The sequence below is a fragment of the Amycolatopsis sp. NPDC102522 genome (assembly GCF_055584485.1).
The window spans coordinates 338,431-360,851 of sequence record NZ_JBVJLY010000006.1; the positions used below are offsets into that span (position 1 = coordinate 338,431).

Sequence of the window (22,421 nt, forward strand, 5' to 3'; positions counted from 1 at the left end):
ACACGGATGCGGCAGCGCACCATGGGACGGCTCGGCTGGAAGGTCGGCGAAGTCGGCTACGGCATGTGGGGAATCGGAGGCGGTCCCGGCGGCTTCACCGGGTGGAACTACGACATCGCACCGGATGCCCTCGATCTCGCCGTCGAGCTGGGATGTACCTTCTTCGACACGGCCTGGGTCTACGGACGCGGCAAGTCCGAAAGCCTGCTCGGCGAACTGCGCCGCCGCCGTCCCGATGCCGAGATGCGGCTCGCCACCAAGGTGCCGCCGCTCAATCGCGAGTGGCCGCCGCGGCCGCAGGACACGCTCGAAGACGTCTTCCCCGTCGACCACGTCCTCGAATACACCAAACGGAGCCTCGAAAACCTCGACGTCGACAGGATCGATCTCCTGCAGTTTCACGTCTGGGAGGACCGCTGGGCCGCCGAACCCGGCTGGCAGCGGGTCGTCACACGACTCAAGGACGAAGGCCTGATCGACGGTTTCGGCATCAGCGTCAACCGCTGGGAGCCGACGAACTGCTTCGCCGCCCTCGACACCGGGCTGGTCGACGCCATCCAGGTCATCTACAACGTCTTCGACCAGGCTCCCGAGGACGAACTCTTCCCGCGCGCGCTCGAAGAGGACATCGCGATCATCGCGCGGGTCCCGTTCGACGAAGGATCCTTGACCGGGACCCTGAACGCCGGCACCACTTTCCCGGCCGAGGACTGGCGTGCCGTCTACTTCGGACCGGAGAACCTGCCACCCACCGTCGAACGGGTCGACGCGCTCCGGGAACTGGTCCCCGAGGGCATGACCATGCCGGAACTGGCGCTGCGTTTCGTGCTGCGGCACGAGGCCGTCTCCACGGTGATCCCGGGGATGCGCCGTCCCGAGCACGTGCGGTCGAACCTCGCGGTCTCCGGTGCCGCGCCGCTGTCGCCAGAGCTGCTCGACGCGTTGCGCGCCCACCGCTGGGACCGGAAACCCACGCACTGGTCCATGTGAAGTCCGAGGAGAACCGGTGACCCGAACTCACGAGCCACCACTGTCCACAGTGGAGGGCGACGTCTGGGCGTCCCTGGCGGGCCGAGCCGTCCGGACGCCGCATGCCGCTGCGCTGGCCGACGCCGACGGCGAGCTGGACTACGAAACCCTCGTCGGCCTGGCCGCCGCGATGGCCGACAGGCTGGCCGAGGCCGGCGTCCGACCGGGAGACCTGGTCGGGATCCGGCTGCCGCGCGGCCGGGACGCGATCGTGGCCCTGCTCGCGGTGTTGCGGGCCGGAGCCGGCTACGTGCCCTTGGATCCGGTCTATCCGGAGGCGCGGCTGGCCATGATGGTCGAGGAGACGCGGCCCAGCGCGCTGATCACGGCCGACGGCGTCGTCCCACTGTCCGGCGGCTCGCGGCACACGGAGCCCGCGTACGTCATCTTCACGTCGGGTTCGACGGGCCGTCCGAAAGGCGTCCTGATCGGCCGCCGCTCGCTGCGTGACTTCACCGACGCCTTCGCGGACAGGTTCGCCTTCGCCGAGGGCGACCGGATCCTGCAGTTCGCGTCGCTGAGCTTCGACACCAGCGTCGAGGAGATCTTCAGCACGCTGATCCGGGGCGCCACCCTCGTCCTGCGCGACGACGACATGATCAGCAGGCCGGACCTGTTCTTCGAACGCTGCGGCGCGCTCGGGATCACCGTGCTGGACCTGCCGACCGCGTACTGGCACGAGCTGGTCGCGGCGCTCGATCGCGGCGAGGCGGGCGTTCCGGCGGGCATCCGGTGCGTGATCATCGGCGGGGAGACCGCGCGGCCCGACGCGGTCCGCCGGTGGCAGGCCGCGGTGAGCGGCACGACCCGGCTGTTCAACAGCTACGGGCCGACCGAGACCACGGTGGGCGCGACGGCCACCGACGTGACCGAATGGTCCGGCGAGGTGGTGCCGATCGGGACCCCGCATCCGGGCGTGACCTGCCGGATCGGCGACGACGGCGAGCTGCTGATCGGCGGGATCGGCGTCGCAGAGGGCTATCTGAACCGGCCGGAGCTGACAGCCGAGCGTTTCGTGACGAGTCCGGAGTGGGGCCGCGAGTACCGGACGGGCGACCGGGTCCGCTGGTCCGAGGACGGGCAGCTGGAGTTCCTCGGGCGGCTCGACGATCAGGTCAAGGTCCGGGGTCACCGGGTGGAGCCCGGGGAGGTGGAGGCGGCCCTTCGCGAGCTGGACGGCATCACCGACGCCGTCGTCCTCGTCGACGACAGGACCGGCCGGGCCCGGCTGATCGGGCATCTGATCACGGACACGACCGACCTCACGACGGTGCGGGGCGCACTGGGCGACGTCCTGCCCGCTCATCTCGTCCCGGCCGTCCTGGTCCGGCACGATCGGTTTCCGCTGACACCCCAAGGGAAAGTCGACAAGACGGCACTGGCGGCGAAGGTACCGTCCGACCACGCCGACGACAGCGGTCTTTCGGCGGCCGAGCGGTCCGCGGCCCGGCTGTTCGAGGAGGTCCTCGGCGGCGCCGTCACCAGCGTGGCCGACGATTTCCTTTCCCTCGGCGGTGATTCGCTGGACGCGGTCCGCCTCATCGCCGCCCTGCGCCTGCGGCACGGCGCGGAACTGACCCTCACCAGGTGGTACGCGGATCCGACCGTCTCCGCGCTCGCCGAGGTCATCTCCGGAGCGACAGGCGCGACCGAAGCCATCGTCCCGGGACTCGCTGAAGGGGTCCCGCACCCGCTGAGCCCGATGCAACGCGACTACTGGATCGCCGAACAGCTGTGCGCCGAGCTTCCTGTCTACACCTTGGGAATCCGGTACCGCTGGGCGGAAGAGGTCGACATCGCGGCGCTGATCGCCGCCCTCGCCGAACTGTCACGACGGCATCCGCTGCTGAGAGCGCGTTTTCCCGACGACGGCACCGAACCGAGCATGGTCATCGAGCCGGAAGCGACGGTGCCGCTGACTTTCGGCGAGCCGGATCGCGGCGGCATCGACTACCGGAACGGCCCGGTCGCGCACGCGTTCCTCGACAGCGGCGAACTCGTCCTGATCGTGCACCACCTCGCCTTCGACGGCTGGTCGGCGGGCGTCCTGGGCCAGGAACTCGCCGCGCTGTACGCGAACGCCTTTCTCCCGCCCGCCCTTCCCGCTCCCGACCTCGCGGCCAGGGCCGCTCTGGCGAAGGACGACCGACCGCTCGTCTCGTACTGGCGGGACCGGTTCGAGGGCGCCGAACTCGACCTCGAACTGCCCACCGACCGGCCTCGTCCGGCCGCCCGCACCTACGCCTCCGAGCGCGTCGTCCGGCCGCTCGACCCCGCTCTCCTGGAGCGGCTGCGCGCGTACGCCGGTGAGCGGCGAGCGAGCTTGTTCATGGTGGTACTGGCCGGTATGCAGGTCGTTCTGCGGCGCTACACCGGCCACACCGACGTCACCGTGCTGTCGCCGGTGGCCGGCCGGTCGGCGGGCGAGCTCGCCTCGCTGATCGGTCCCGCGCTGAACGTCCTACCGCTGCGCGGCGACGTGACGGGTGAGCCGTCGTTCCCCGAACTCGTCGCGCGGGTGCGGGACGCCGTGCTCGGCGACCTCGACCACCAGGATCTGGCGCTGCCCGACCTGGTGACCGCGCTGGCCCGGCCGGGAACAAAGCGGCTGAGCCCGGTCATGCTGACGGTGCACAACACCCCGCCGCCCGGTGACCCGATCCTGCGCTATGCCGGTGAGCTGGCGCCGTCCGCCACGATGGTCGACCTGGCGATCGCGCTCGATTTCCCCGCCGACGGCGCGGTCCTTCACGCCGACTACGCCACCGAACTCTTCGACGGCGCACGGGCCGAAGCCGTCCTCGATCATCTCCTGACCGTGCTGGAGGCGGCGACCGCGGACTCGACGACACCGGTCACTCGGCTCCCGATGCTCACCGACGTCGAGCGCCGTCGCATCGTGGACGGCTGGAACGACATCGTCGCCCCGGTACCGGACGCGACCGCCGTGCACCAGCTGTTCGAGCGACACGCTCTCGCGACGCCCGACGCGCCCGCGCTCACTGTCGGCGGCGACACCGTCAGCTACGCCGAACTCAACCGCCGGGCCAACCGGCTGGCCCGGCGGCTCCGCGGCGAGGGGGTGCGGCCCGGCCATCGGGTGGCGATCATTCTGGACCGAGGTATAGCGCTCTTCACCGCGATGTGGGCGGTGCTCAAGGCTGGTGGCGCCTACGTACCGCTGGATCCGGCCTACCCCGCCGACCGGCTCGAGTACATGCTGGCCGACAGCGGGCCGACGGCCGTCATCGACGCGGACTACCTCGCCGAGGACCTCCCCGACGACGACACAGACCTGCCGCTGGTCACCGCGGCCGACGATCCCGCGTACGTCATCTACACCTCGGGGTCCACCGGCAGGCCCAAGGGCGTCGTCGTCACGCACGGGAACCTGGTGCACGCGGCGGGAATGTGGCGGCAGGCCTACCGGCTCCGTCCTGAGTGGACGTACCTGCAGGCGGCCAGTTTCTCTTTCGACATGTTCGTCGGCGAGACCCTGCGGGCGCACCTCAGCGGCGGACGTCTCGTCGTCGCACCCCGGGAAACCCTGCTCGATCCCGCCGATCTCCTCGCGTTGATGCGGACCGAGCGGGTGAACTGCACCGAACTCGTGCCCGCGGTACTGCGCGCGCTGCTCGACCACACCGAAAGCAGCGGACAGGATCTCGGGTTCGTCCACCTGCTCATCGGTGGCGGCGAGAAGTGGCACGTCAAGGAGTTCCAGCTCGCCAGGCGTCTCGTCGGGCCGGGCAACCGCGTCGTCAACTCCTACGGCGTCACCGAAGTCACCGTCGACAACGTCTGCTTCGAAGGCTCTGCCGAGCATCTCGTCGACGACGCGCCGCTGCCCATCGGGCGGCCTTTCCCGAACAACCGGGTCTACATCCTGGATTCGTATGGTCAGCCGGTGCCTGCGGGCGTCATCGGTGAGCTGTACCTCGGCGGTCTCGGCGTCGCTCCCGGCTATCACGAGCGGCCCGAGCTGACCGGGGAGCGGTTCGTGCCCGATCCGTTCGCCGGACCGGGCGCCCGGATGTACCGCACCGGTGACTCGGCCCGGTTCCACCTCGACGGTACGGTCGATTTCCTCGGCAGGCTCGACGACCAGGTCAAGGTCAACGGCTACCGGATCGAACTCGGCGAGGTCGAAGCCGCGCTCGCCGCGCTGCCCGACGTGGTGGCGTGCGCCGCCGCTCCGCATGGCACGCAGCTCGTCGGCTATGTCGTGACCCGCGACGGCACGGACGCCGACGAAGCCGTCTACCGTGAGACGCTCGCCGTCGGCCTACCGCCGCAAATGGTCCCCGCGCGAATCCTCACCCTGACGGGTCTTCCGTTGTCGCCCAACGGGAAACTGGACCGGCGCGCGCTGCCCGCGCCTTCGGGTGGTGGGCCGCTTTCCACCGGCGCGACGGCTCGGACCGACACCGAGAAACGGATCGCGGCGGCGTGGTCGGACGTCCTCGGCGTCACCGATCCCGGCATCGACGACAGCTTTTTCGCCCTCGGCGGGGATTCCTTCGCCGCCCTCAAGGTCGTCCGGCGGATCGAGCCCTCCCCCAGCCTGGTCGAGCTGTACCAGCACGCCACCATCCGTCGGCTGGCCGCGCACCTCGACTCGCGTTCGGGAACCGAGCCTGCCGAACGACGGCTGCTGCACCGGCTGACCGCGACGGACGCGGCCGTCGGCGGGCACACGGTCGTGGCGGTGCCCTATTCCGGCGGCAGCGCCGTCGCCTATCAGCCGCTCGCCGACGCGCTGCCGTCCGGCTGGGCGCTCCACGCGGCGGAACTGCCCGGCCACGACCGCTCCAGACCCGACGAGGAGCTGGAGCCGATCGCCGTCGTCTCCGGCCGTATCGTCGAGGAACTGCGGGCGATCGACGGCCCGATCCTCCTTTATGGACACTGTCTCGGTGTCGCGCTCACCGTCGAGGTGGCACGGCAGGCGGAGGCCGCCGGCCTGTCCGTGGCCGGTGTCGCCCTCGGCGCGGGGTTCCCCACGGCACGGCTACCGGGGCGGGTCTTCGACTGGATCTACCGGCATGTCCCGGTCGATCGCTTCACCTCGGATCGGGAGTATCTCGCGTACCTCCGGGCGCGCGGTGGCTTCACTGACCTGGACGACGACGGGCAGAAAGCCTTCGTGCTCCGCAACGTGCGCCACGACGCGCGTGACGCGGAGGAGTACTTCACCGCCGCGTACCGGGAGGCTTTCGAGCCGTTGAAGGCGCCGGTGCTCACCGTCGTCGGCGCGCGCGACCGGGTCACCGAGCACTACCAGGAACGCCGTCAGGAATGGCGGCACTTCACCGAAGGCGACGTCGGGCTCGCCGTTCTGCCGCAGGCCGGGCACTTCTTCCTCAAGAGCCACGCGGAACCGCTCGCCGAGGCGCTGGCCGGGTTCGTCTCCGGGCACCCCGTCGCCGAGGAACAGGCGCCGGTGACGAGCGCGGAACCCGATCTGCGCAAGTTCGCGGTGGTCGCGTTCGGGCAGCTGCTGTCGATGGTCGGCAGCGGGCTGAGCACCCTGGTGCTGAGCATCTGGGTGCTCCAGCAGACCGGCTCGATCACCTCGTTCGCCCTGGTCAGCGCGATCGGACTGCTTCCCGGCATCCTGGCCGGACCGCTCGCCGGCGCCGTCGCCGACCGGTGGGACCGGCGCAGGGTCATGCTGGTGAGCGACAGCATGGCGGGCCTTTCGATGGCGGCGCTGGCTTTCCTGATGCTGTCCGACGGCCTGCACCTCTGGCACGTCTACCTGGCCGTGACGGTGACTTCGGTGGCAGGCGCGTTCCAGCGGCCCGCCTACCTCGCCGCCGTCGCCCAGCTGGTGCCGAAGCGCTATCTGGGTCACGCCAGCGGGATCGGGCAGCTCGGCGTCGGGGTCGGGCTGGTGTTCTCCCCCATGCTCGGCGCCGCGCTGATCGGCCCGATCGGGATCAGCGGCGTCCTGCTCGTCGACATGGGCACCTTCGCGGCGGGCGCGCTGACGCTGGTGTTCGTCCGCTTCCCGAACCTGCTGTTCCGGCGGCGCGAGGAGAACCTCCGCACGGAGATCCGGAACGGCTGGCAGTTCATCACCCGCCGTCCCGGCCTGCGCGCCGCCCTCCGGTTCTTCGTCATCGACCACGTCTTCTACACGCTGGGCTTCGCCGTGATCACGCCGATGCTGCTGGTGGAGCAACCCGCCTCGGTGCTGGGTGTGGCGCTGGGCGCGGGCGGTGTCGGCGGGCTCACCGGCAGCGTCGTGATGGGACTTTGGGGCGGGACAGCCCGGCGCAGCCACGGGATGCTCATCGCGATGGGCATCGGCAGCGTCGCGATGATCCTCGTCGGGATCACGACCTCGCCCGCGCTGATCATCGCCGGCATGTTCCTCGTCGGCTTCGGCGAATCCCTCGCCGACGGTCACTGGATCGCGATCATCCAGGGCAAGGTCAACCTCGAACTGCAGGGCCGTGTCCTGTCCCTGTTCATCACCTTGATGATGCTGACGATGCCGCTGGGCTACCTCGTCGTCGGGCCGCTGGCCGAACGGTTCGTCCAGCCGCTGCTGGACTCGCCGGGCCGCGGCCTCGCGCTGCTGATCGTCCTCAGTGGACTGTTGCAGTTGGCATGGGCGATCCGCGGCTGGTTCAACGCCCGGCTACGGCTCATCGAGGACGAACTGCCCGACGCCGTACCGCCCGCGAACATCGGCACACGCGACGACCTGCAGCGCGAGGCCGACGAACTGCTCGCTGCCCACAACCGGTGAAAGGGAACGGTTCCGTGCTGCCTCGGACATCCAGTCTCGCCCCCTCGGACGACCTGTTGCCGGGAATCCGCGTGTTCCTCGCGGACGAGACCCACTACCCCTCCGGCAGCCACAAAGAACCCGCCGCCCGCGCGATCGTGGCTCGCGCCGTCGCCGAAGGCCACGATCGGGTCGTCGTGGGCTCATGCGGCAGCTACGGACGGGCGATGGCGACGGCCTGCGCGGCGGCAGGCATACGCTGCACCGTCGTCCTGCCCGCCGACTGGGGCGACGGTGGCGCCTTCGCCGCCGCGACCGGTGCCGACGTCCACTTCGTACCAGGCGGTTACGAAGACGCCGTCGATGCGTCGCACCGCCTGGCGCTCTCGGCAGCGGCGATGGACGGCAACGTCGACGGCCCCTACAAGGACGTGATCCTCGAGGGACACGGCGATGTCATCGAGTCCCTGTATCGGGAACTGGGCCCGGCTCCGGCGTCCTTGTGGATCCCGGTCGGGAACGGCACGACGATCGTCGCAGCCTACCGTCGGCTTCGGGCGCTTGGCTGGCCGATGGCCCTGCATGGCGTCGGCTCCCCCGGCAACAACCCGATCGTGACGAGCTGGCCAGGCCCGTACCGGGTCTTGCCTCGCGACGCCGTCGTCACCACGGAGCACAACGAGCCCCTGGTGAACTGGCACGCCCTGCACGGACCCGACGCGCTGGCCGCGATCGACGGCTCCGGCGGTACGGTGCACGCCGTGGACGACGACGAACTCCTTGCGGCTCAAGCCCTGCTGGCGCGTCATGGCGCTGAGGTCGGCGCGGCGGGTTCGGCGGCGCTGGCCGGGCTGGTGGCGTACGTTCGGACGGGTTTGGTCAGGGGGAATCAGATCGTTCTGTTGAGCGGTCGGTGAGGCTGTCCGACGCTGGTGTGGAAGGGCTGCCCCGACAGCCTGGACGTCGGCGGCCTGCTCGCGTCCGCGGGCCCGCTCCGACGCGCTTCTCCGCTCAGGCAGCCACAGTCAGCTGACCACCGACGGGATAGCGGCAGTTCGCACCGTGGGGATCAGCCGAATACTGGACCTCCGATGGCCGCGAGAAACGACTGCGGACCCCAGCCCGTTCGCCGATGATCCCGCGTACCGCAACGAGCCGCTGATCGCCGAACTGACCGAGCAAGGCACCACCATGCCGGACGCCTACCGGACCATGACCAGCGACAACCAACGCCGCATCACCGAAGTCTTCGTTCAGATCGCTGACGCGCCGCCCGGCCCGCTCGCGGTGCACTGCAGCGCCGGACGAGACCGGACAGGGGTACTCGTAGCGCTTGCGCTGAGCGTCGCGGGCGTACCGCCGGCTTCGATCGCCGCGGATTACGCGCTCACGGATGGCTGTCGCGGCGACACCATCCTCCGGACACTGGCCCACCTGGATGACCGTCATGGCGGCGTGCGCGCCTACCTGCTGGCGGGCGGAGCGACCGGTACCCAGCTCCAGCAGGTAGAGGACCGCCTGCTGGTGGGATAAGACGGTGACGAGCGCTGGTGCGGCCGGGCGGGTTGGTCGTGAGTGGCAAGTGTCGTTCTAACGCGACTTATCACCCACGAGGTTCTGGGCCCCCGCACGGTGCGGCACCCTGGTCGCCTGCAGTACGTGAAGGCCCCCTTCATGCGCAGCCGCTGTGACTGCTGGTGGGGCTGGGGCGATCACAAAGGTAGGAACGGCCTCCGTGCCTACCGTCAGGGTAGGGAAGGAGGCCTTCACGGACCGACCTGCGATCAACCGCAGCCAGAACCTGGTAGGTACCGAAGACATCCTTGGCCATGACTCGAATCGCCACTCACGACCCGCTTGACCCGGCGCGGTCTGGGGCATGGCGAGGGGCCCGTCGCCGTGTTGGCTGGCGGGCTCCTCGGGTCATGCAGGGGTTCAGGCGCGCTGAAGGATGTTGCGCCGGGTTCTTCGTAACGGATCCAGATACTGCGGCGGAATGAACTCCGGTAACCCATCGGCCGCCATCCGGACTTCCCAGTCCCCGTGGTGGATCAGCCGGTGATGAAAACCGCACACCAGCACCAAGTTACGAAGATCCGTGGGGCCACCGTCTGCCCAGTGCTCAATATGGTGAGCGTGACAATTCCTGGGCCGTCGATGACACCCAGGAAACGCACAACCCCGATCACGAATGTTCAACGCCCGGCGCTGACCTGGGGTGACGAACCGTCGTAGCCGCCCCACATCGAGGGGCTCACCGGCAGCGTTCATCACCACGGGGAGCATGAGGCAGTCGCAGGCGGCCATCCGTGCTTCGCGAGCGGTCATGGTCCCGACGAAGTCGAGACACGCCTTCCCGATCCCGGACTTGAGTTCTTCCAGCCCGATGGTGACGTGCACGAGGGTTCGGTAGCCGTTGGTGCCGGGCTGGTCCGGGCACGCGATCGCCAAATCGAGGAGCTCGGCCCACGCATCGCCTTGGCGTTCATCCTTGGATCGCGGATCTACCTGCCCGAACTCGTCGGTCGGGCGAGGCTTCGCATACGCCTCCAGCGCAGCCGCCGTACGGGCACCCGTCTCATCATCGAGCAGGCCGTTCAGCTTCCAGAACCCGTCCTTACGGCGCTCCAAGGTGACTTCGCGGCGCGGCTGCTTCGGCTCAGGCTCCTTCGGCTCGTTCCCGTCCGGGTCGAGCCAGCCCATGATCCGCTGCTCGGCATCCGCCACCTGCCGCGGCCCCGCACCACGAGCCAGATCGGACAGGATCTTCTCCGCACTCACCCGATCCTCAACAGACGTGTCCGGCGGGATCCGTCCCAGGATCTCCAGAATCTGGGCGATGCGCTCAGCCCCGATCATCCCCTCCGCCGCGAGAGCACCCGTAGCGGGCGCGACCGCCGGAATCTCCGTGCCGTCCAGGGCGCGGGTCGGGTTCATCGCGATCGCCTGAGCCACCACCGGCCGAGCCTCACCCCGCGACAACCCCGCCATATCAGCAAACCACGCCGCCGTCGACCCATACCCGAACAAGTCTTTGACGCCCCGAGACTCGACCTCCGCCAAGTACTGCCCCAGTCCGGCGGAGGCGACCCGCATCACCTGCAGGAACTGTTGCACGCCATGGGCAAGCTCCAGCTTGCCAGCGCGCCACAGCTCCTGCGGCAACTCGGGAAGAACAGTCTCGGACACCCCTCCATAATACGCCACTCAAGTCGAACATGTGTTCGTAATTTTAAGTAACAACGAAACTGGAGCATCGACACCTAAAGAGTGATTTCGCCAGAACGAATCCGCTACCCGGAGCGACACCAAAGACCATTGAGTAAGCGCTTATGGACAACACCGAAACTCAGGGAATCTCCCCGATACGCCCACCCCCGAGCACCAGCGAAGGTGCAACCGGGGACCAAAGATCCGCACAAGAAGGAGACCAGTACGCAGTGACGTCACCGGCCGAGCAGCTCGAATCCGCTCTCACCAAGACCCTGAAGGAAAAGTCGCCCGAGGCTACGCGGAGAACCTGCCACCCACCCAGGGATGGCATCCAGGCGCCAGAGTCGGAGCAACCGCCGATCAAGGAGCGCTTCTCGCCTACAACGACAGTGGAGCCGACGGCATCTGCAATCTCGAGAGCAACCTGGGCACATGACTGAATCTGCAATCCGGAGGGCGCGACCGGGATTTCACGCGGCGCCCGTATTCGGTCTGGCGTTGGCGGCCCGCAGCGAACGGCGAAACCGACATGGTGAGCCTGCGCGACGCACAGGGACAGCTCACCCTCCTCTACGACGGCGAGGCGATCAAAGCCACCGACCGAACGCGCCTCAATACCCCACAGCGTGCAACTTGGCATGAAGCGCAGCAAGCCGAGGAGACTGCTTCGCCGCCTTCGCAGCCATGGCCGCATCGACCATGGCGCGCGCACCGCGCAGGCACGCGGGTGATCCGCTGAAGCCGGTCTTCGCGGTCCCCAACGTGGTCACAATGCGATCGTCATTCTGAGCGGAACCCGGCGGGACGAGCATGATGTCGTCGGCGCGCACCGTTTCCCCGGACTGGAGCCGGAGCAGGAGGTCGACGTGGAAGATCTGGACAAGATCGCTCTCGACCATCAGCTCCGGTCCCACCGAGACGGCGAAACGATCCTTGCGCTTGCCCTCGACCTCGAACATCTTGTCCTGCCCGAAAACCTGGCCGACCACTTTCCGGTCGGTCGGGATCAGGATGTCGAACTTGGCGGTGGCGCTGAGCGGGCCGCCGCCGCAGGCCCGCAGCGCGTAGACGGCCCGCACCTCGACGTCGACCCGGGTGATCAACGCCGACTGGTCGTGAAGGTTCTCCACGGCGACGTCCACCGCGGCGGCACTGATCGAGGCATCGGACGCCGGATCGTCCTCGCCTTCCGACACTTTCATCGGGATCTTGTCGAGGGAAGTCGCTTCGTACGAGACGATTCGCAGCTTCGAGGTGAGCGAGACGTCGAGCGCGGCGGAGTCCTGGTCGAGAGCCGCTGTCGCGAGGAGAACGGAAATCACGCTCGCGGCGACACCGACGAAGCTGACGATCGTCACGAACAGCGGCGAGGCATACCATTTGGGCGGAGGCGCCGGCCTTGTCCTGCGTCTGCTTTTCCGTGACATCACCCGGTGTCCCCTTCGTCAGCTGACGGCTCCGCACAGGAGTCGTCGCGACTTCTCAGGTGTTACAAGGCTTCCGTTGTCACGGCACGACGTCAGCCGCCGGCCACCAAACGCCCGAGCAGCGACGCGGCGTCCTCCGCGAGCCCGTCCGCCGCGCTCTCCTCACCGGCGAGATGATGCAGCAACGCCTGCTGGAACAGGCCATCGAAAGCGGCATAGGCGACTTGCTGTGTCACGACAGGCGACGCGCCGGCGAGTTCGGCGCAGCGCTCCACGACGCGCCAGATCATCGCCTGCCGCTGGTTGTCGATCTCGAGCACGTCGGCGCGGAAAGCCTCCTCGAACAGGCTCTGGTTCCGCAGGTCGTACCACAGCCGGTGCATCACGGCGTCGGCCCGCAACGTGCCCGCCATCGCGGCACCGAAGCCCCGCTCGAGGTCCTCGGCCGAGCTCGCCGCGGCCACAGCCTCGTCGTAGCGGGTCACGCACACTTCTTCGAACTTGCGGACAGCGTAGGTCAGCAGCTCCACCTTGTCGGTGAAGTAATAGTGCAGCACCCCGTGCGAGAAGTTCGACTTCTGCGCGATCTCCCGCAGGCTCGTCCTGGCGTACCCCAGCTCGGACAGCGCCTGCAGCGTGGACTCCGCCAGTTCCGCCCTGCGCTGGGCGAACTTGTCCACGCTCCGGCGTGCGATCCGCTCGCTCGTCTCGGTCACCACGAGTTCCTGTCGGTCCGGGAGCCCGCGCCTGCCGCGGGTCCCACAGTCTAGCGTCGCGGAAATCTTGACATCTGTCCAAGAAAATCTTGACGACTGTCCAAAACTGGCTCAGGATGTGACCCACACCGCAACCGCGGACCGTCTCAAGGAGGAGAAGTCCATGGGTTTGTACGACCTTTCGGGCCGGAAAGCCCTGGTCACGGGCGGAGCGCAGGGCCTGGGAGCTGGAATGGCCGAAGCGCTCGCCCTGGCAGGCGCTTCGGTGGTCATCGGCGACGTCCAGGAGGAACTCGGGCGCGCCACCGCCGATCAGATCAAGCAAAAAGGCGCCAACGCGGGCTTCGTCCGGCTGGACGTCACCGACGAACAGAGCTGGGAACAGGCGGTCGCCGCGGTCATCGGCGAACTCGGCGGGCTGGACATCGTGGTGAACAACGCCGGTGTCGAGATCACCGGGCTCGTCGCCGAGCTGGACCCCGCCGACGTGCGCAAGATGCTCGAGGTCAACGTCCTGGGCACCGCGCTCGGCGTGAAGCACGCCTTCCGCGCGATGCGGCCGGGTGGCCCCGCGGGTGCCGGTGGAGCCGTCGTGAACATCTCGTCGGTCGCCGCGACCATCGCCTTCCCCGGTATCGCGGGCTATTCGGCGACGAAGTCCGCGGTCGACCGCCTCACCAGGGTGGCCGCGATGGAGGCCGGGAAGCTCGGCTACGGCGTGCGCGTCAACTGCGTCTACCCCGGTCTCGTACCCACCCAGATGGGCAGCCGGCTCGCCCAGGACGTCGTCGACGTCGGCCTGTTCCCCAGCGTCGAGGACGCCATCGGCGCCGTCGTCGCGCAGACCCCGGCCGGACGGCTCGGCGAGGTCGCGGACATGGCCGACGCCGTCGTGTTCCTCGCCTCCGACGCGGCGCGCTTCATCACCGGGGCCGGGCTCCCGGTCGACGGCGGCATGGGCATGTGACCAGCACCAACCGAGAGGAATCACCATGAGCAGCCCCAAGCCCGTCGTGGTCTACGGCGCCTCCGGCTACACCGGACGGCTGATCTGCGAGTACCTGCGCGAGTACAACGTCCCGTTCATCGCCGCCGGCCGCGACAAGGCCCGGCTCCAGGAAGCGATCGACGGCGTTCCCGGCCTCGACACCATCGACCACGAGGTCGTCGAGGTCTCGCACGACGTCGAAGCGCTTACCGAACTTTTCCGCGACGCCAAGGTCGTGTGCAACACCGTCGGCCCGTTCAGCGAGTACGGCCACGAGGTCGTCGAAGCCTGCCTCCGCACCGGAACGCATTACCTCGACACCACCGGCGAACAGGACTGGCTGATCTCCGCCGAGGAACGCTACGGCGCCCAGATGGCGGAGAAAGGCCTTCTACTCTCCCCCGGCATCGCCCAGATGTACACCACCGGCGAGATCGCGGCGAACCTGTGCCTGGAGACCCCCGGACTGGACACTTTGGACATCCTGGTGTTCTGGAAGGGCTATCCCACGGTCGCTTCCACCAAGACCATCCTGGTCAACGCCGCACTGTCGGCCGCGTACTACCTCGAACAGAACGAGTACCTGCCCTGGCCCGCGGACGGCGGCCTGCAGGACGTCACCGTGCCCGGCCATCACGAAACCGGGTTGGCCCTGCCCTGGGGCGGGACGTCACATCCGGTCTGGTTCAAGAACGATGCCCGCGTGGCCAACGTCAAGGCCGTCGGCGGTGTCTTCGACCGCGCGCTCATGCAGGGTGTGCCGCAGATCGTCGCGGCCGTGCTGGAACAGGTGAAAGACCTGCCGCTGGAAGAAAAACTCCGCGTGCTGGCGGAACAGGCTGCCGCAGTCCGCGACGAGATGCCGCCGCGTGAGAACCAGCGGCTCAACACCTCGCTGGATTCGGTGCACGCCTCCGGTCCGCTGGGCCGCGCGCACTGCGTCATCCACGGCACCTGTAACTACAAGCAGACCGGGCTCATGCAGGCCTACGGCGCCTATTCTCTGCTGCAGCAGCCGCCGAAGCGGGTCGGCTTCGCCTCCGGATGCCAGGCTTTCGGCCACCGCGAACTGCTCGGTGTGCTGCGGAGCTTCGGGCTGGTTTCGAATCCGGTCATGACCGTTCACAGCTGACCGGAAGGACGAGCGCGTGCGATTGACCGACTACCTCGACAAGGGCGCTTCCCTCGATCCGGCGGCACCGTGCCTCACCATGGGCGACGAATCCCTCAGCTACGGCGACGTGCGGGAGCTGTCGTGGCGGGTGGGACGGGCACTGGCCCGGTCCGGCGTCGGCCCCGGCGACAAGGTGGCGATCCTCTCCGGGAACGATCCCCTGTCGTTCGGCTGTGTCTTCGGCATCAGCCGGGCCGGCGCCGTGTGGTGCCCGGTCAACCCGCGCAACGAGGCGGCCGAGAACAGGGAACTGCTCGACCTGTTCGACTGCACCTGCCTGCTGGTGCAGGAGTCCTTCGCACCGCTCGTCTCCCGGATGCTCCCCGAATTGCCGAAACTGTCCACTGTGGTCTGTCTCGACGGCGAGATACCCGGCGCCGTCCCGTTTTCCGAGTGGCTCGACGGCGTCGACGCCGAACCGTGGGAGGAGACGCCGCCGGACGACCTGGTCATGCTCGTCGGCACCGGCGGCACCACCGGCCGCCCCAAGGCGGTGATGCTCGACGGCCTCAACGTCGAGACGATGTCCGCGCTCACGCTGATGAGCTATCCGTTCACCGGGCGACCGCGCTACCTGGCGCTCGCGCCGCTGACGCACGCGGCGGGCGTGCTCTGCTTCCCGGTCATGACACTCGGCGGGGAGATCGTGGTCATGCCCTCCCCCGATCTCGGCGAGTTCCTCGCCCTGGTGGAAAGCCGCCGGATCACGCACACCTTCCTGCCGCCGACACTGATCTACCTCCTGCTCGACAACCCTGCGTTGGCCGACACCGATTTCTCCTCACTGCAATGCCTTTGGTACGGCGCCGCGCCGATGTCGGCCACCAAACTCGCCGAAGCGATCACCCGGATCGGCCCGGTCTTCGGCCAACTGTTCGGGCAGAGCGAAGCCCCGATGATGATCTCCACCCTCTCCCCCGCCGAGCACGTCCATCCCGACGGATTTCTCGCCCTCGAAAGGTTCACCTCGGCGGGCAAGCCCACCCCGCTCACTCAGGTCGCGATCATGTCAGCCACGGGAGAGCTGCTCCCGCCCGGCGAACGCGGCGAGATCGTCGTCCGCGGCTCCCTGGTTATGCCCGGCTACTACCGGAACCCCGCCGCGACAGCGGAAGCGAGCGCGCACGGCTGGCATCACACGGGCGACATCGGATACCTCGACGAGGATCACTACCTCTACATCGTCGACCGCGCCAAGGACATGATCATCACCGGCGGCTTCAACGTCTATTCGGCCGAGGTCGAGCAGGCGCTCATGGCCCACGAGGCGGTGCAGGACTGCGCGGTGATCGGCCTGCCGCACGAGAAATGGGGCGAGCAGATCACCGCCGTCGTCCAGCTCCATTCGGGCAGGACAGCACCGGCCAGCGAGCTCCGCGCCGCGGTCAAGGAACGGCTGGGCAGCATCAAGACCCCTAAGGAGATCCTGATCTGGCCGGATCTCCCCCGGTCCAAGATCGGCAAGGTACTCAAGACCGAGGTCCGGAAAGCCCTGCTGGACAACGGCTAGCGGCGCGCGAGTTCCTCCGCCGTCGGCAACGGCCACTCGTAGCGTTCCTTGGCGATGCGGAGGTGCACCCACGTTTCCGCGGACACGACATCGGACCGGCCGCTGATCTCCTCGAGCGTCCGGTCGAGGTCGCGGGCGGACTGCGCCGCGATGGTGGCGACGACGTCGAACCGGCCGATGGTCCTGGCGAGGAACTCGGTGTCATCGCGCGCGGCAAGCGCCGCGGTCACGGCGTCCCCGGCGCCGCGCACGTTCAGGCCGATCCCGCAGACCAGGCCGGCGTCGGGACGGGCACGGCTGAGCACCGGCGCGATCCTGATGACGTCGTGCTCCACGAGGTAGCGCACCCGGGTGCGGGTGGCCGACGGCGACAGCCCGACGTGTTCGGCGGTGCGCGCGAAACTCTCCCGTCCGTCGGCCTGCAGTCGCAGCATGATCGCGAGGTCGCGGTCGTCCAGCCGTAACCAGGGCGGCAGCGGACGGCCGGGCATGAACAGGCCTTTGACCACGTCCACGTAGACGAGCGTGTTGACCTGTTCCACCTCCGGCAGGCCGCGGATGTCCGCGACCGTGCGGTAGAGCTCCGGGGAATCGGGCAGGCGCAGCTCGGCGACGGTCTGGTACTCCCCGCTCACCGCGGAAACGAACGCCGCGGCGGGCAGCGCCGCGATGGCGTCCGTCGTCGCCTGGGACCGGCCTGAGGTACGGATCGCGAGATGCGCGTACGCGGTCAGGCCGAGGAACTCGGGATGGACCGCCGCGACCACGTTGAGCGAACCGTCGGCCTTCAGCTGCTCCAGCCGGGCCGACACGGCCGAGCGTGACGCACCGGTCCGCTTGGCCAGATCGGCCACGCTCATCCGGCCGTCCGCGCGCAAAGCCGCGACCAACGCGTCGTCCACGGCGGTTCTCCTCTGCTGAGTTTCCGACGGCGAACGGAACCATATCACCGGCCGATTGGTGCCCTGTACAGCAGAGATAAAGCGTTATGCGCTCGATCCCTCGCATATCGATCGTACGAACCGTAGCTCCACGAATGATCTGATTGCGCTCGGTGGCCTTCCTCGCTTACCTTCGCCCCACTTCACCGCCGAATCCCAGGAGTCCGCGCGATGCGCCAGTTGCCCCTCGATCGTTCAATCCTCGACGCGACCGCGACGATCCTGCATCCGGAAGAGCTGGTGACGGTCGACGACGCCACCGAAGGCGCCGCCGCGGTGCTCGTGTTCGGCGAGGAGATCGCCGCGGTCGGCTCGGTGGACGAGTGCCGCGCCCGTGCGGCCGCCCTCGGCCGTCCGAATCCGGAGGTGCGGCGGCTGCCGGGCACGCTTCTGCCCGGCTTCGTCGATCCGCACGCGCATCCCCTGATGTACGGGCAGATGATGACCTGGGTGGACTGCGGTCCCGAGCGGGCTTCGACCATCCCCGCCATCGTCGCGCTGCTGCGCGAAGCGGCCGAGAACACTCCGGACGGCAGGCCCGTCCGAGGTTACGGCTACGAGCACCGCAACCTCGCCGAGAAACGCCATCCCCGCAAGGAAGAACTCGACGCGGTCGCCGAAGACCGCGAGGTCTACCTCATGAACGCCAGCGGGCACGGCGGCGTGGTCAACAGCTTCACGTTGCGGCGCAACGGCGTCACCCGCGACACCCCGGATCCCGACGGCGGGGTGTTCTTCCGGGACGAGCACGGCGAGCTCACCGGGGAGCTCTCGGACGCGGCGTGCAACATCCTCACCGGGGTCACCGGCGTGAAGGTCGGACGGCACGGGCCGAACTTCCACCTCGAAGACGAGCCGGAGGAGCACGCGCGGCAGCTGGCCGCCGCGCAGGAGAAGTTCCTCGCCGCCGGGGTGACCGCGATCGGCGACGCCCAGGTCACGCGCCGCGAGTTCGACATGTACCTGCGACTGGACGAAGCCGGGCTGCTCAAGACGCGCGTGCACATGTACCTGCTGTCGCACCTGCTCGACCAGACCTTGGAAATGGGGCTGCACGGCGCTTTCGGCACCGCCCGCCTCGCGTTCGCGGGGATCAAGTTCTACGCCGACGGCACCCTCGGCGGGTGGACCGCGTACTTCCCGGACGGCTACGTCGGCGACCCGTGCCGCACCGGGCAGCTCTACCACGACCCGAAGGACTACTCCGCGCTCATCGACAAGGCGCACGAAGCCGGGCTCCAGACCGCGACCCACGCTCAATCCCCCGACGCGATCGCCATGGTGCTCGACGCCATCGAAGACGCGCAGCGGCGCACTCCCCGGCCCGACGCCCGTCACCGCATCGAGCACTGTGGACTTCCGTCCCCCGAACAGATCGAGCGAATGGCCGTGCTCGGTGTCCACCCGGTCAACCAGCCCCAGCACTACTTCAACTGGGGCGAAGGTGTCACCGACGCCGTCGGCACCCCCGGGGAGCGGTTCAACCCCCTCGGCGAGTTCCAGGCGGCGGGCGTGCCGGTCACGCTCAGCTCGGACGCCCCTGTCGCGGAGCCGAACCCGCTCGAAGCCATCCAGACCGCGGTGACCAGGACGACCCGGCGCGGCCACCGGCTCGGCGGTGACGACCTGCTGATCGACGTCCGGTCGGCCGTCGCCGCCCACACGATCGCCGGCGCGCGGGTGCTCGGCCGTGAGCGCGACCTGGGCTCGATCAGTCCCGGCAAACGCGCCGATTTCGTGCTGCTCGGCGAGAATCCCCTCACCTGTGATCCCGCCGGGATCGCGGGCATCGAGGTGCTGGAAACCTGGATCGACGGCGAGGTGGCCCGATGACCGTCCAAACCGACACCCAGTCGCTCCGCCGAGCCCGCCGGGCCGGTCTCGCTGCCTTCGTCGGCACCACGATCGAGTGGTATGACTTCTACGTCTACGCCACGGCCGCCAGCCTGGTTTTCGGCACCGTGTTCTTCCCCGAGACCGGCGATCGGCTCACAGGGGTCGCGGCGGCCTTCGCCACGTACGCGGTCGGGTTCTTCGCCCGGCCCCTCGGCGGCATCGTGTTCGGGCACATCGGCGACCGCGTCGGCCGCAAGACCGCGCTCGTGGTGACCCTGACCATGATGGGGGCGGCGACCTTCCTGGTCGGCTGCCTGCCCGGATACGCCCAGATCGGCACGTGGGCGCCCATCCTGCTCGTGGTGCTCAGGTTCGTCCAAGGCCTGGCCGTCGGCGGCGAGTGGGGCGGCGCCGTGCTCATGGCCGTCGAACACGCGCCACCGGGCAAGAAGACCTTCTATGGCGCCTTCGCGCAGGCGGGAAACCCTGCGGGCGCGTTGCTGGCCACCGGCCTGTTCAGCCTGCTGAGCACCGGCGGCACCGAATGGCTCAGCACGGTGGGCTGGCGAATCCCCTTCTTCGCGTCCGTGCTGCTCATCGGCGTCGGGCTCATCGTGCGCCTGAAGGTCGAAGAGTCACCGGTCTTCGAGGGAAGCGCCGAAGAAACCGGCGTCCCCCTCCTGTATGCGGTCCGGACGAACTGGAAGCCGATCCTGCTGGGCATCTGCGTGCTGCCCGTCGCTGTCGGCGGCTACTACCTCGTCACCACTTTCGCGACGGCGTACGCGACCGATCCGGCCGTCGGTGTCTCCGAATCGCTCGTGCTCAACGCGCTCACCATCGCCGCCTTCGTGGAGCTGGCCGCGAGCTTCGGCGCGGCCTGGCTCGGCGATCGCTTCGGCCGGGTGCGAGTGGTCGTCATCGGACTGGTCGGCGTCGCGTTGCTCGCGGCTCCGCAGTTCCTGGTGCTCTCGACCAAGAACGCGGCGCTGATCATCGCGGCGTTCGTGGCGATGCGCCTGGCGATGACGGCGACCTACAGCCCGATCGCCGCCATCCTGTCGCAGATGTTCCGCCCGCGGGCGCGGTACACCAGCATCTCGCTGTCCTACCAGCTGGCGGGCGCGCTCTTCGGCGGCCTCTCGCCGCTGGCGTCGACGCTGCTGTTCCAGGCGACCGGCAGTGTCTGGCCGGCGATCGGCCTGCTGATCGGCATGTGCGTGCTCAGCATCGTCTGTGTGCTGGCCGCACCGCAGCACACCGACGACATCTAGCGGATACGGAGGCGCCGCATGAGCTTCAGCCCGGAGAGCATCCCCTCGACGTACTTCTCGTAGGTCTGGCCGCCGCGGGGACCCATGACCTGCTTCTTGAGCACCGCCACGTTCTTGACGTCGGTGTACTTGAGCAGGCCCTGGTCCCCGTGGCGGGCGCCGACGCCCGAGTTCTTGACGCCGCCGGACGGCGTCCCCTTGGCGGCGTAGGCGGTGGCCAGGATGTCGTTGATGTTGACGTTGCCGGACTCGATCCGCGCGGCCACGGCCCGCGCGGCGTCGACGTCACCGCCCCAGACCGAGGCGTTGAGGCCGTACTCGGTGTCGTTGGCCAGCGCGACGGCCTCGTCGACCGTGGCGTACTTGTGCAGTGCGACAACGGGTCCGAAGGTTTCGGTGACCCCGCAGAGCATGTCCTTCGTGACGCCTTCGAGGATCGTCGGCTCGAAGAACGCCGGGCCGAGGTCGGGCCGGGGCTTCCCTCCACAAAGGACGGTGGCGCCCTTCGCGACGGCGTCCTCGACGTGCGACTTGACGCGGCTCATGTGGTCGACGGAGACCAGGGAGCCCATGTCGGGGCCGAAGTCGTAGGCGGCGCGGACGTCGAGCGCCTTGGTCTTGGCCACGTACGCGTTCTTGAACTCGTCGTAGCGGGATTCCGGCAGGTAGATCCGCTCGATGTGCATGCAGATCTGGCCGGTGTTGCCGAAAGCACCGAAGATCGCGCCCTGCGTGGCCTCGGCCAGATCGGCGTCTTCGAGCACGATCATCGGGTTCTTGCCGCCGAGTTCGAGGCAGCAGCCGATGAGGTTGCGGCCCGCCCGTTCGCCGATCACCCTGCCGGTCGCGGTGGAGCCGGTGAACATCACGTAGTTCGCCTGGTCGATGAGCGTGGGGCCGACGTCCGGGCCCTCGCCGCACACCACCTGGAACAGCCCCTTCGGCAGCCCGGCCTGCTCCAGCAGCTCGACGCCGTAGAGCGGCGAGAGCGCCGTCTTGTTGTCGGGCTTCAGCACGACCGCGTTCCCGGCCATCAGCGCCGGGATGGCGTCGGAAATGCCGGTGGCGAACGGGAAGTTCCACGGCGCGATGATGCCGACGACCCCCTTGGGCTGCCGGATCTCGGTCGACGTCGTCAGGAACGGGACCGGTCCCCCGCGTTTGGTCGGCGCCAACAGTTTCGCCGCCCGCGTGAGGTAATGGCTCATCACCATCGCCGGGTCGCAGGTCTCCTCGATGGCCATCCGGCGGTTCTTGCCGCTCTCGGCCTGGATGAGGTCGGTGACGATCGGCGCGTTGTCGACGAAGAGCGTGTGTGCCCGCTTGAACACCTCCAGCCGCCTCTTGAGCGGCGTGGCGGCCCACTTCGCTTGCGCGGCGCGTGCCGCGGTGAACGCCTGCTCGATGTCGGCGGGGGTCGACTGGGGCAGCTCGACGAGGTCTTCGCCGGTGTAGACCTCGGTGAGCTTCCAGGTCGCGCCGGACGAGCCCGGCACCCGGGCGACGAGGCGTCGCAGGAACGCGTCGGTCACCGACGCCGGACGGGTGAGCGCGAGCGGTGTGACGGTCATGGC

14 protein-coding genes are annotated in these 22,421 nt (G+C 68.7%); 9 read left to right on the plus strand and 5 right to left on the minus strand.

Features of this window, described 5'->3' with window-relative positions; genetic code table 11:
* The first annotated feature begins 6 nt into the window (after window positions 1-6).
* The 4 genes from ACZ6YV_RS18210 to ACZ6YV_RS18225 all read left to right on the plus strand — a co-directional run bounded on the left by ACZ6YV_RS18210 (window position 7) and on the right by ACZ6YV_RS18225 (window position 9,301).
* Window positions 7-990 (plus strand): aldo/keto reductase, encoded by a 984-nt coding sequence (locus ACZ6YV_RS18210; RefSeq protein WP_465510704.1) that lies wholly within the window; start codon window positions 7-9, stop codon window positions 988-990.
* A gap of 16 nt (window positions 991-1,006) precedes the next feature.
* A complete protein-coding gene (locus ACZ6YV_RS18215; RefSeq protein ID WP_465510705.1) occupies window positions 1,007-7,789 on the plus strand; it encodes a non-ribosomal peptide synthetase/MFS transporter in 6,783 nt (2,260 codons plus the stop codon).
* A gap of 14 nt (window positions 7,790-7,803) precedes the next feature.
* A complete protein-coding gene (locus tag ACZ6YV_RS18220) occupies window positions 7,804-8,685 on the plus strand; it encodes a pyridoxal-phosphate dependent enzyme (protein WP_465510706.1) in 882 nt (293 codons plus the stop codon).
* A 127-nt stretch (window positions 8,686-8,812) separates the two neighbouring features.
* Entirely contained in the window at window positions 8,813-9,301 is a 489-nt protein-coding gene (locus tag ACZ6YV_RS18225; protein WP_465510729.1) for a tyrosine-protein phosphatase, read from the plus strand.
* A 402-nt stretch (window positions 9,302-9,703) separates the two neighbouring features.
* On the opposite strand, the gene ACZ6YV_RS18230 is transcribed toward ACZ6YV_RS18225, so the two are convergent.
* The 3 genes from ACZ6YV_RS18230 to ACZ6YV_RS18240 all read right to left on the minus strand — a co-directional run bounded on the left by ACZ6YV_RS18230 (window position 9,704) and on the right by ACZ6YV_RS18240 (window position 13,124).
* Entirely contained in the window at window positions 9,704-10,957 is a 1,254-nt protein-coding gene (locus ACZ6YV_RS18230; protein ID WP_465510707.1) for an HNH endonuclease signature motif containing protein, read from the minus strand.
* Window positions 10,958-11,592: 635 nt separating this feature from the next.
* Entirely contained in the window at window positions 11,593-12,339 is a 747-nt protein-coding gene (locus ACZ6YV_RS18235) for a hypothetical protein (RefSeq protein ID WP_465510708.1), read from the minus strand.
* A 161-nt stretch (window positions 12,340-12,500) separates the two neighbouring features.
* Entirely contained in the window at window positions 12,501-13,124 is a 624-nt protein-coding gene (locus ACZ6YV_RS18240) for a TetR/AcrR family transcriptional regulator (RefSeq protein WP_465510709.1), read from the minus strand.
* Window positions 13,125-13,287: 163 nt separating this feature from the next.
* Here ACZ6YV_RS18240 and ACZ6YV_RS18245 point away from each other — a divergent pair, with 163 nt between their 5' ends.
* Genes ACZ6YV_RS18245 through ACZ6YV_RS18255 form a run of 3 tightly spaced genes read left to right on the plus strand, consistent with a single transcriptional unit; the run spans window position 13,288 to window position 16,796 of the window.
* Window positions 13,288-14,091 carry an SDR family NAD(P)-dependent oxidoreductase gene (locus ACZ6YV_RS18245; protein ID WP_465510710.1) on the plus strand — a complete coding sequence of 268 codons (804 nt, stop codon included), beginning with the start codon at window positions 13,288-13,290 and terminating at the stop codon, window positions 14,089-14,091.
* A gap of 25 nt (window positions 14,092-14,116) precedes the next feature.
* On the plus strand, window positions 14,117-15,244 hold the full coding sequence (locus ACZ6YV_RS18250) for a DUF5938 domain-containing protein (RefSeq protein ID WP_465510711.1): 1,128 nt from the start codon (window positions 14,117-14,119) through the stop codon (window positions 15,242-15,244).
* 16 nt (window positions 15,245-15,260) lie between these two features.
* Window positions 15,261-16,796, plus strand: coding sequence for an AMP-binding protein (locus ACZ6YV_RS18255; protein ID WP_465510712.1), 1,536 nt, complete (start codon window positions 15,261-15,263; stop codon window positions 16,794-16,796).
* On the opposite strand, the gene ACZ6YV_RS18260 is transcribed toward ACZ6YV_RS18255, so the two are convergent.
* Window positions 16,793-17,698: an Lrp/AsnC family transcriptional regulator gene (locus ACZ6YV_RS18260; RefSeq protein ID WP_465510713.1), complete on the minus strand. Its 906-nt coding sequence runs from the start codon at window positions 17,696-17,698 to the stop codon at window positions 16,793-16,795. The two genes, ACZ6YV_RS18255 and ACZ6YV_RS18260, sit on opposite strands and share 4 nt — an antisense overlap.
* Before the next feature lie 210 nt (window positions 17,699-17,908).
* On the opposite strand from ACZ6YV_RS18260, the gene ACZ6YV_RS18265 reads away from it, so the two are divergent.
* Window positions 17,909-19,570: an amidohydrolase gene (locus ACZ6YV_RS18265; RefSeq protein WP_465510714.1), complete on the plus strand. Its 1,662-nt coding sequence runs from the start codon at window positions 17,909-17,911 to the stop codon at window positions 19,568-19,570.
* Window positions 19,567-20,847 (plus strand): MFS transporter, encoded by a 1,281-nt coding sequence (locus tag ACZ6YV_RS18270; protein WP_465510715.1) that lies wholly within the window; start codon window positions 19,567-19,569, stop codon window positions 20,845-20,847. The genes ACZ6YV_RS18265 and ACZ6YV_RS18270 overlap by 4 nt, the downstream gene beginning before the upstream one ends.
* Here ACZ6YV_RS18270 and ACZ6YV_RS18275 read toward each other — a convergent pair.
* Window positions 20,844-22,418 carry a succinic semialdehyde dehydrogenase gene (locus ACZ6YV_RS18275; protein WP_465510716.1) on the minus strand — a complete coding sequence of 525 codons (1,575 nt, stop codon included), beginning with the start codon at window positions 22,416-22,418 and terminating at the stop codon, window positions 20,844-20,846. The two genes, ACZ6YV_RS18270 and ACZ6YV_RS18275, sit on opposite strands and share 4 nt — an antisense overlap.
* Window positions 22,419-22,421: the final 3 nt, after the last annotated feature.

What these genes read in the sequence shown, in the direction of transcription:
- ACZ6YV_RS18265 (WP_465510714.1), top strand. Translation starts at nt 17,909, where the DNA reads ATGCGCCAGTTGCCCCTCGATCGTTCAATCCTCGACGCGACCGCGACG.
- ACZ6YV_RS18270 (WP_465510715.1), top strand. Translation starts at nt 19,567, where the DNA reads ATGACCGTCCAAACCGACACCCAGTCGCTCCGCCGAGCCCGCCGGGCC.
- ACZ6YV_RS18245 (WP_465510710.1), top strand. Translation starts at nt 13,288, where the DNA reads ATGGGTTTGTACGACCTTTCGGGCCGGAAAGCCCTGGTCACGGGCGGA.
- ACZ6YV_RS18275 (WP_465510716.1), bottom strand. Translation starts at nt 22,418, where the DNA reads ATGACCGTCACACCGCTCGCGCTCACCCGTCCGGCGTCGGTGACCGAC.
- ACZ6YV_RS18210 (WP_465510704.1), top strand. Translation starts at nt 7, where the DNA reads ATGCGGCAGCGCACCATGGGACGGCTCGGCTGGAAGGTCGGCGAAGTC.
- ACZ6YV_RS18250 (WP_465510711.1), top strand. Translation starts at nt 14,117, where the DNA reads ATGAGCAGCCCCAAGCCCGTCGTGGTCTACGGCGCCTCCGGCTACACC.